Annotated in this window: 8 protein-coding genes and 1 pseudogene; all 9 read left to right on the top strand. The window is 74.3% G+C overall.

The features are described from left to right. Nucleotides 1-75: 75 nt before the first annotated feature. Complete coding sequence (locus tag ABWI04_RS39965) at nucleotides 76-249, top strand: hypothetical protein (protein ID WP_353835661.1); 174 nt, start codon at nucleotides 76-78, stop codon at nucleotides 247-249. Beyond that, complete coding sequence (locus tag ABWI04_RS39970) at nucleotides 234-1742, top strand: V-type ATP synthase subunit A (protein WP_353835662.1); 1509 nt, start codon at nucleotides 234-236, stop codon at nucleotides 1740-1742. Before ABWI04_RS39965 ends, ABWI04_RS39970 begins: the two co-directional genes overlap by 16 nt. A 29-nt stretch (nucleotides 1743-1771) precedes the next feature. Continuing rightward, a pseudogene (locus ABWI04_RS39975) lies at nucleotides 1772-3148 on the top strand (V-type ATP synthase subunit B); the annotation flags it as partial. After that, nucleotides 3145-3762, top strand: a complete 618-nt coding sequence (locus ABWI04_RS39980; RefSeq protein WP_345181328.1) for a V-type ATP synthase subunit D — start codon at nucleotides 3145-3147, stop codon at nucleotides 3760-3762. The pseudogene ABWI04_RS39975 and the gene ABWI04_RS39980, both read left to right, overlap by 4 nt. A gap of 170 nt (nucleotides 3763-3932) precedes the next feature. Continuing rightward, nucleotides 3933-4022 (top strand): K(+)-transporting ATPase subunit F, encoded by a 90-nt coding sequence (gene kdpF / locus ABWI04_RS39985; protein ID WP_345181326.1) that lies wholly within the window; start codon nucleotides 3933-3935, stop codon nucleotides 4020-4022. After that, a complete protein-coding gene (kdpA, locus tag ABWI04_RS39990) occupies nucleotides 4023-5693 on the top strand; it encodes a potassium-transporting ATPase subunit KdpA (RefSeq protein ID WP_353835664.1) in 1671 nt (556 codons plus the stop codon). Then, nucleotides 5690-7864 (top strand): potassium-transporting ATPase subunit KdpB, encoded by a 2175-nt coding sequence (gene kdpB / locus ABWI04_RS39995; protein WP_353835665.1) that lies wholly within the window; start codon nucleotides 5690-5692, stop codon nucleotides 7862-7864. Before kdpA ends, kdpB begins: the two co-directional genes overlap by 4 nt. 1 nt (nucleotide 7865) lies before the next feature. After that, nucleotides 7866-8774: a potassium-transporting ATPase subunit C gene (locus ABWI04_RS40000; RefSeq protein WP_353835666.1), complete on the top strand. Its 909-nt coding sequence runs from the start codon at nucleotides 7866-7868 to the stop codon at nucleotides 8772-8774. 32 nt (nucleotides 8775-8806) lie between these two features. Further along, a partial coding sequence (locus ABWI04_RS40005) for a histidine kinase (RefSeq protein WP_502913217.1) occupies nucleotides 8807-9609 on the top strand: 803 nt, incomplete at its 3' end.

Consider the following 9609-nt stretch of genomic DNA (forward strand, 5'->3'; position numbering starts at 1 on the left):
CGAGCCCCTCACGCGCGACGAGCTGCGCGCCCGCTACGCGCACCTGGTCGCGGGCCCGGCGCCCTACCACCAGGAGTGCTGGCTGAACTGGATCGAGCCCGGCGCCGCCGCCGCGATCCTGAAGAACATGCGGGGCAACTGGTCGCCCGCGTCCCCGACGCGGAGCTGGACCTGTCCGCGGGCGCCCTGGCGGACCGGGCGTTGGCGGCCCTCGGGACGGAGGTGGCGGACCTGTGGGCGCCGAGGTGACCCGCGTCAACGGGCCCCTCGTGGAGACCGCCGGGATGCGCGGCGCCGCGATGAACGACGTGGTCGAGCTCGGCCCGGCCCGCCTCCCCGGGGAGATCGTCGCGCTGGAGGGCGCCGCGGCCACCGTCCAGGCCTACGAGTACACCGGCGGCCTCGCTCCCGGCGCGCCCGCCGCCACGACCGGCCGCGCCCTGTCCGCGCCGCTGGGCGCGCACCTGCTCGGCGGCGTCTTCGACGGCCTGCTGCGCCCGCTGGGCGGCGCGGGGGTCTGGCTCGACCCCTCGGCCCGCGCCGTGCGGGCGGACGCGGACCGGGCCGAGCACTGGCCGATCCGGCGGCCGCGCCCCTACGCCGAGCGGCTGGACGCCGGCGCCCCCCTGCACACCGGCCAGCGCGTCATCGACCTGCTCTTCCCCGTGCCGTTCGGCGGGACGGTCGCCGTCCCCGGCGGCTTCGGCACGGGCAAGACGATGCTGCTCCAGCAGGTCGCCAAGTGGTGCGACGCCGACGTGATCGTCTATGTCGGGTGCGGCGAGCGCGGGAACGAGATGGCCGACGTGCTCGAAGAGCTGGCGGAGCTGGACGACCCGCGCACGGGCGGCCGGCTCGCCGACCGCACCGTGGTCATCGCCAACACCTCCAACATGCCGATGATGGCCCGCGAGGCGAGCGTGCACAGCGGCGTCACCGTGGCCGAGTACTTCCGCGACCAGGGCAAGGACGCCGTCGTCATCGCCGACTCCACCTCCCGCTGGGCCGAGGCCCTGCGCGAGTTCGCCTCGCGGGCCGGCGAGCTGCCCGGCGAGGAGGGGTATCCGGCCGCGCTGCCGTCCGCGCTCGCCGCCTTCTACGAGCGCGCGGGGCGGGTCCGGACGCGCGGCGGCGCCGAGGGGTCGGTCACCGTCATCGGCGCGGTGTCCCCGCCGGGCGGCGACATGACCGAGCCCGTCACCGCCTACACCGAGCGGTTCGTGCGGGCCCGCTGGAGCCTGGACAAGGATCTGGCGTACTCGCGGCACTACCCCGCGGTGTCCTGGTCGGGATCCTTCGCGCGGGACGTCCCGGCCGTGGCCCGCGCTCACGCCGACGCCGGGGACCCCGAGTGGGCGCGCCGCCGCGCGCGCACGTCGGGGCTGCTGGCGGAGGCCGACCGCCTGACCGCCCTCGCCGAGCTCGTCGGCACCGGCACCCTGCCCGCCGCCGAACGGGTGACGCTCCTGGCCGGGCGCCTGCTGCGGGAAGGCGTCCTGCAGCAGAGCGCCCTCAGCCCCACCGACGCGTCCTGCACCCCCGAGCGCACCGCCGCGCTGACCGATGCCGTGATCGCCGTGGCGGACCGGTGCCAGGACCTGGTCGGCGGAGGCGTCGCCGTGTCGGCGATCGAGGACCTGGACTACTCGCCCCTCGTGCGGGCCCGCGAGGACGCCCCGGCCCCGGCGGACGTCCGCGACCGCCGGGACGCGGTCCTGGCCAGGCTGGACGGCCTGCGGTGACCGACTGGCCGAGACCGTCCTATACCGGCATAGCGCAGGTGCGCGGACCGTTGGTGGTCGTCACGGGCGCCGGGGACGTGGGGTGGGACGAGTTCGCCGACATCCGGGTCGGACGGGACGGGGACGCGGCGGACGGCGAGGCGGCGGAGGACGACCGCCACGGGCTCGTGCTGGACACCGCGCGCGACCGGGTCCTGGTGCAGGTGCTGGAGGGCACGGGCGGCATGAGCACCGAAGGCATGCGCGTCACCTTCAGCGGCGCGCCGCTGCGCGTCCCGGTCGGGACGGCCTGGCTCGGGCGGGTCTGCGACGGGATGGGGCAGCCGCTCGACGGCGGCCCGCCGGTGCTGGGCGCCGCCGCCCCCGTCGCCGGGGTCCCCCTCAACCCCGTGCACCGCGAGCCGCCCGCCGAGCCGGTGCTGACCGGCGTCTCCGCCATCGACGCGCTCACCACGCTCGCCAGGGGCCAGAAGCTGCCGGTCTTCTCCCGCGCGGGCCTCCCGCACCTGGAACTGGCCGCCCAGATCGCGGCGCAGGCGTCGGCGGGCGACGAGCCGTTCTGCGTCGTCTTCGCCGCGATGGGCCTGACCCACGCCGACGCCGCCGCCGTCCGGGAGACCCTGGAAGGACGGTCGGCGTCCGGCGAGCTGGTGCTGCTGCTCAACCTGGCCGACGCCCCCGTGATCGAGAGGATCGTCACTCCGCGCATCGCGCTGACCGTGGCCGAGCACCTGGCCTTCCAGGAGGGCCGGCACGTCCTGGTCGTCATGGGCGACATGACGTCCTACTGCGAGGCGCTGCGCGAGGTGTCGGCCGCCCGCGGCGAGATCCCCGCGCGCCGCGCCTACCCCGGCTACCTCTACAGCGACCTGGCCTCCCTCTACGAGCGCTGCGGCCGCGTCCGCGGACGCCCCGGATCGGTCACGCTCGTCCCCGTGCTGACCATGCCCGGCGGCGACATCACCCACCCCGTGCCCGACCTCACGGGCTACATCACCGAGGGCCAGATCGTCCTGTCCGGCGACCTGCACGCGCTCGGCGTGTACCCGCCCGTCGACGCGCTGGAGTCGCTGTCGCGGCTCATGCGCAAGGCCGCCGGGCCCGGCCGCACCCGCGCCGACCACCTCGACGTCGCCGCGCAGACGACGACCGCGCTCGCCGGGGCGCGCCGCGCCCGCGAACTCGGCGAGCTCGTCGGGGCCGGCGCCCTCAGCGACACCGACCGCCACTACCTCGACTTCGAGCGCGCCTGCCGGCAGACCCTCATCTCCCAGGGCAGGACGGAGGCCCGCCCGCTGGAAGAGACCCTGGACCTGGCATGGCGGGCGCTCGCGGCACTGCCGCGCCGCGAGCTCACCATGCTGCCCGCCGAGGCGATCGACGAGCACCTCGGGCGCGAGCGGTGAGCACGGGGCCGCGGGGACGCGCGGGACGCCTCTGGCACCGCCGGCGCATCGCGGCCGCCGAGGCCGCCCTCGACCTGCTGGAACGCAAGCTCGGCATCCTGCGGGACGAGCAGGACGGCCTGCACCGGCTCGCCCGCGCCACGAGCGAGGACTGGGAGCGCCGCTGCCGGGAGGCCGACAGGCTGCTGAACCGCGCCACGCTGCTGGGCGGGCGCCGGGTGCTGCCCCTGGCCTCGACCGGTGACCGGGCCGAGCTGACCGTGGAGCACGCCGTCCTCATGGGCGTGACCTACCCCCGGCGCATCGTCTTCGACCTGCCCGACCGGCCCGCGCCGTCGCCGTCCGGCACCGCGGTGGCGCCCGCGCGGCGGGCCTGCCGGGCCGCGCTCGAAGCCGCCTGCGCCCACGCCGCCGCGACCGCGGCGGCGGCCGCCGTCGACGCCGAGGTGGCCGCCACGCGGCAGCGCGTCCGCGCGATCGAACGCCGCCGCCTTCCCCGGCTGCGCGCCGCCCTGACCGAGATCGAGGCCGCCCTGGAGGAGCGCGAACGCGAGGACGGCGCCCGCCTGCGCCTCCTCGCCGGCCGCGAGGGCCGCCCGGACGGCCGTCCCTGAATCCGGCCCGGCCGCTAAGAGGCCGTCAAGTTCCGCCAAAACTCCCCGAGCGGGCGCTTTGCTTCATGCGCTCCTGGAAGGAAGACGACCATGGGCGACGTCGTGTTCGTTCTGCTGACGGTGGCGGTCTTCGTCCTGCTCGCCCTCGTGGTGAAGGGACTGGAGAGGCTGTGACGGCCGAGAACGCGATCGGTCTCGTGCTGGCCGCGGTGCTGACCGTCTTCCTGATCATCGCCCTGCTCTTCCCGGAGCGTTTCTAGATGAGCCCGACCGCCGCCGGAACCGTCTTCATCGCCTCCCTCGTCCTCGCTCTGGCGGCGGTGTACCGGCCGCTGGGCGACTACATGTACCGCGTCTACACCGGCACGCGGCACGCACGCGTCGAGCGGATCGTCTACCGGCTGACCGGGGTCGCGGCGGACGCCGAGCAGACCTGGCCCGTCTACGCGCGCAGCGTCCTGGCGTTCTCGGCCGTCGGCGTCCTGTTCCTCTACGGGCTGCAGCGGCTGCAGAACCACCTGCTGCTGAGCCTGGGGTTCCCGCCGGTCGGGCCCGGCCAGGCGTGGAACACGGCGGTCAGCTTCGTGACGAACACCAACTGGCAGTCGTACGCGGGCGAGTCGACGATGGGCGACCTGGTGCAGATGGCGGGCCTGGCGGTGCAGAACTTCGCGTCCGCCGCCGTCGGCATGGCCGTCGCCGTCGCACTGGTGCGGGGCTTCGCCCGCAAGCGGACCGACCACGTGGGCAACTTCTGGGTCGACCTGCTCCGCGGCACCCTGCGGATCCTGCTGCCCGTCGCGTTCCTCGCCGCGCTCGTCCTGGTGGTCGGCGGGGCGGTGCAGAACTTCTGGGATCCGGCGCACCACGTGGTGCGCACGATCGCGGGCGGCGCCCAGACGCTGACGGGCGGGCCGGTGGCGAGCCAGGAGGCGATCAAGCTGCTCGGGACGAACGGCGGCGGCTTCTACAACGTCAACTCCGCCCACCCGTTCGAGAACCCCACCGCCTGGACGAACTGGCTGGAGGTCTTCCTGCTCCTGGTCATCGCGTTCTCGCTGCCGCGCACGTTCGGCCGGATGGTCGGCGACAACGGGCAGGGCTACGCCCTCGTCTCGGTGATGGCGGCGCTGGCGATCGTCAGCGCCGTGCTCCTGCAGGTCTTCCAGCTCATGCACCACGGCACGGTCCCGACCGCGATCGGCGCCGCGACGGAGGGCGTGGAGACCCGGTTCGGGGTGCCGGACTCCGGGGCTTTCGCCACCGGCACGACGATGACGTCGACGGGCGCGACGGACTCGGCGCACGACTCCTACACCGGTCTCGGCGGCATGATGGCGATGGTCGGCATGATGCTGGGCGAGGTCGCGCCCGGCGGCGTCGGCTCGGGCCTGTACGGGATCCTGATCCTGGCGGTCGTCACCGTGTTCGTGGCGGGGCTGATGGTGGGCCGCACGCCCGAGTACCTGGGCAAGAAGATCGGGTCCCGGGAGATCAGGTTCGCCGCGCTGTACTTCCTGACCACCCCGATCCTGGTGCTGGTCGGCACGGGAGCGGCGATGGCGACCGGCGACGGCAGGGCCGGGATCCTGAACCCCGGGCCGCACGGCCTGTCGGAGGTGCTGTACGCGTTCACCTCGGCGTCCAACAACAACGGCTCGGCGTTCGCCGGACTGGCCTCCGGCACCCTCTGGTACGAAACGGCGCTGGGGCTCTGCATGGCCCTCGGCCGGTTCCTCCCCATGGTCTTCGTGCTGGCGCTCGCGGGGTCGCTGGCGAGGCAGGGCCGCGCCCCCGCCTCGGAGGGCACGCTGCCCACGCACCGGCCGCAGTTCGTCGGGCTGGTCGTCGGCGTCACCGTCGTCCTCGTCGCCCTGACGTTCCTGCCCGCGCTGGCGCTGGGACCGCTCGCCGAAGGCATCCACGCATGACCGCGCGGGTCCGCCGTTCGACGGGCCCCTCGCCGCGGCCGCCGGAACGCCGCGGCGGCAGGGCACGGGGCGGCCTGCTCGACCCGAAGCAGGTGCTGAGATCCCTGCCGGACGCGGCGGCCAAGCTCGACCCGCGCACGCTGTGGCACAACCCCGTCATGCTGATCGTCGAGGTGGGCGCGGTGTTCACCACGGTCCTGGCCGGCCTGCGCCCGAGCGTCTTCGCCTGGTCGATCGCGGTGTGGCTCTGGCTCACGGTGCTGTTCGCCAACCTCGCGGAGGCGGTGGCCGAGGGCCGCGGCAAGGCGCAGGCCGACTCGCTGCGCAAGGCGAAGACCGACGCCGTGGCCCGCCGCCTGCTCGACTGGACGCCGGGCCGGGAGCGGGCCGGGGAGGAGGCGGTCGCCGCCACGCGGCTGCGGGAGGGCGACCATGTCGTCGTCGAGGCGGGGGAGGTCGTCCCCGGTGACGGGGACGTGGTCGAGGGCATCGCGAGCGTGGACGAGTCGGCGATCACGGGGGAGTCGGCCCCGGTGATCCGGGAGTCGGGCGGGGACCGCTCGGCGGTCACGGGCGGGACCAGGGTGCTCTCGGACCGCATCGTCGTGAAGATCACCCAGCGGCCGGGGGAGTCGTTCGTCGACCGGATGATCGCGCTGGTGGAGGGTTCGAGCCGGCAGAAGACCCCCAACGAGATCGCCCTGCACATCCTGCTCACCGCGCTGACGGTCATCTTCCTGCTGGCGGTGGCGACGCTGCAGCCGCTGGCGATCTTCTCCAGGGCCATCAACCCCGGAGTCGGCGACAGCCTCGCCCTGAACGCGAACGGGGTGACCGGAATCGTGCTGGTGTCGCTGCTGGTGTGCCTGATCCCGACGACGATCGGTGCGCTGCTGTCGGCGATCGGCATTGCGGGCATGGACCGGCTGGTCCAGAGGAACGTGCTGGCGATGTCGGGGCGCGCGGTGGAGGCGGCGGGCGACGTCAACACTTTGCTGCTGGACAAGACCGGCACCATCACCCTCGGGAACCGGGAGGCGGCGGAGTTCCTGCCCGTCCAGGGCGTCGGCGATGACGAGCTGGCCGACGCGGCGCAGCTGTCCAGCCTCGCGGACCAGACTCCCGAGGGCCGCTCGGTCGTGGTCCTCGCCAAGCGGCGGTACGGCCTGCGGGAGCGCTCGCCGGGCGAGCTGTCGCAGGCGCGGTGGGTGCCGTTCTCGGCGCAGACCCGGATGAGCGGCGTCGACCTGGGCGAGCCCGGGGACCGCGGGCCGGACAGGATGCTGCGCAAGGGCGCGGCCGGGGCGGTCGCCGACTGGGTGCGCCGGCGGGGCGGGACCGTGCCCGCCGAGCTGAGCCGCGTGGTGGACGGCATCTCCGCCTCCGGCGGCACTCCGCTGGTCGTCGGCGAGGTCGCGCACGGCGCGGCCAGGGTCCTCGGCGTCATCCACCTCAAGGACGTGGTGAAGGCGGGGATGCGGGAGCGGTTCGAGGAGATGCGCCGGATGGGCATCCGCACCGTCATGATCACCGGCGACAACCCGCTCACGGCCAGGGCGATCGCGGACGAGGCGGGCGTGGACGGCTTCCTCGCCGAGGCCCGGCCCGAGGACAAGCTCGCCTTGATCAAGAAGGAGCAGGAGGGCGGCCGCCTGGTCGCGATGACCGGGGACGGTACCAACGACGCCCCGGCGCTCGCCCAGGCCGATGTGGGGGTGGCGATGAACACCGGCACCTCCGCCGCCAAGGAGGCCGGGAACATGGTCGATCTCGACTCCGATCCCACCAAGCTGATCGAGATCGTGATGATCGGCAAGCAGCTGCTGATCACGCGGGGGGCGCTGACCACGTTCTCCATCGCCAACGACATCGCCAAGTACTTCGCCATCATCCCGGCGATGTTCGCCGGGCTGTACCCGGGCCTGGAGGCGCTCAACGTCATGCGTCTGCCCAGCCCGCAGTCGGCGATCCTGTCGGCCGTGGTGTTCAACGCCCTGATCATCGTCGCGCTGATCCCGCTGGCGCTGCGCGGGGTGCGGTACCGGCCGAGCAGCGCGTCCAGGCTGCTGTCGCGCAACCTCCGCGTCTACGGGCTCGGCGGCATCGTCGCGCCCTTCGTCGGGATCAAGCTCATCGACCTGGTCATCCGGCTACTACCCGGGATGTCGTGACATGTCATATCCGAGCTGGGTCCGGCAGCACCTCGCCGCGCTGCGCGCCCTGCTCGTGCTGACGGCCGTGTGCGGCGTCGCCTACCCGCTCGCCGTCTTCGCGGTCGCGCAGGCGCCCGGCCTCCAGAGCCGCGCCGGCGGCTCGACCGTCTCGCTGCGCGGCCGGACGGTCGGCAGCGCCCTGATCGGCCAGTCGTTCACCGGCAGGGGCGGGACCCCGCTCAGGCAGTACTTCCAGAGCCGCCCGTCGGAGGCCGGGAGCGGATACGACCCGACCTCGACGGCCGCGAGTAACCTGGGACCCGAGGACATCGTGGACACCCTGCCCGGTCCGGAGACGGCCGCGGCGGGGGAGAGTGCCAGGCTGAGCCTGCTCACCCGGGTCTGCTCGCGGAGCAAGGCCGTCGGCGCCCTCGAAGGCGTCAGCGGTGCGCGCCCGTTCTGCACCACGGGCGGGGTCGGCGCGGTGCTGGCGGTGTTCGGGCGCCGCGCGGCCGACGGCACCGTCCCGCACCCGACCCGGGTGGTCAGCCTGAACGAGGAGCAGGGCGTGGTGAAGGCTCCGTTCATCGCCGCCTACAGGGGCGTTCCCGTGGAACCGGCCCGTCCCGGCGCGAACTACGCCGACGGCCTGGTCGTCGCCGTCAGGGGCGGCGCCCCCGCCGATCCGGCCGTCCCGGCCGACGCGGTCACCGCCAGTGGCAGCGGCCTGGACCCGCACATCTCGCCCGCCTACGCCGCCCTCCAGACCGGCCGGGTCGCCCGGGCCCGCGGCGTCACCCCCGGCCAGGTGAAGCGGCTGGTCCAGGCGAGCACCGACGGCCGCGACCTCGGCTTCATGGGCGAGCCCAGGGTGAACGTCCTCAGGCTGAACATCGCGCTGGACCGGAAGTACCCGGTCCGCGGCTGACCCCGCGAGGGGCCTCGGCGACTGGAGGTGTGATGGCACGCGGCAGGTTGCGCGTCTACCTGGGCTCGGCGCCCGGCGTGGGCAAGACCTACGCGATGCTCGCCGAAGGCGGCCGCCGCGCCGGCCGCGGGACCGACGTGGTCGTCGGCTTCGTGGAGACCCACGGCCGGCCCCGCACCGCCGCGCTCCTGGAGGGGCTGGAGATCGTCCCGCGCGCCGCCGTGTCCTACCGCGGCGCGAGCTTCACCGAGATGGACACCGGCGCCGTCATCGCCCGGCACCCGCAGGTCGCGCTCATCGACGAGCTGGCCCACACCAACGTGCCCGGCTCCCGCCACGCCAAGCGCTGGCAGGACATCGAGCAGATCCTGGACGCCGGCATCGACGTCGTCACCAACGTCAACGTCCAGCACCTGGAGTCGGTGAACGACGTCGTCGAGCAGATCACCGGCGTGCCGCAGCGCGAGACCGTCCCGGACGAGGTCGTCCGCCGCGCCGACCAGGTCGAACTCGTCGACATGACGCCCGAGGCGCTGCGCCGCAGGATGGCGCACGGCAACGTCTACCCGCCCGAGAGGATCGACGCCGCCCTCGGCAACTACTTCCGGCCCGGCAACCTCACCGCCCTGCGCGAGCTGGCGCTGCTGTGGCTGGCCGACAAGGTCGACGACCAGCTCGACCGCTACCGCGCCGACCACGGCATCGCCGGGACGTGGGAGGCGCGCGAACGCGTCGTCGTGGCGCTCACCGGCGGGCCGGAGGGCGACACCCTGATCCGCCGCGCCGCCCGCGTCGCCGCCCGCACCAAGGGCGCCGACCTGCTGGCCGTCCACGT

The organism is Actinomadura sp. NPDC000929 (assembly GCF_040492065.1).
In the GTDB taxonomy this organism is placed as follows: domain Bacteria; phylum Actinomycetota; class Actinomycetes; order Streptosporangiales; family Streptosporangiaceae; genus Spirillospora; species Spirillospora verrucosospora.

Bases quoted from the DNA above. Each gene is read 5' to 3' on its own strand.
- kdpA (WP_353835664.1), top strand. From the start codon at position 4,023: ATGAGCCCGACCGCCGCCGGAACCGTCTTCATCGCCTCCCTCGTCCTC.
- kdpB (WP_353835665.1), top strand. From the start codon at position 5,690: ATGACCGCGCGGGTCCGCCGTTCGACGGGCCCCTCGCCGCGGCCGCCG.
- ABWI04_RS40000 (WP_353835666.1), top strand. From the start codon at position 7,866: ATGTCATATCCGAGCTGGGTCCGGCAGCACCTCGCCGCGCTGCGCGCC.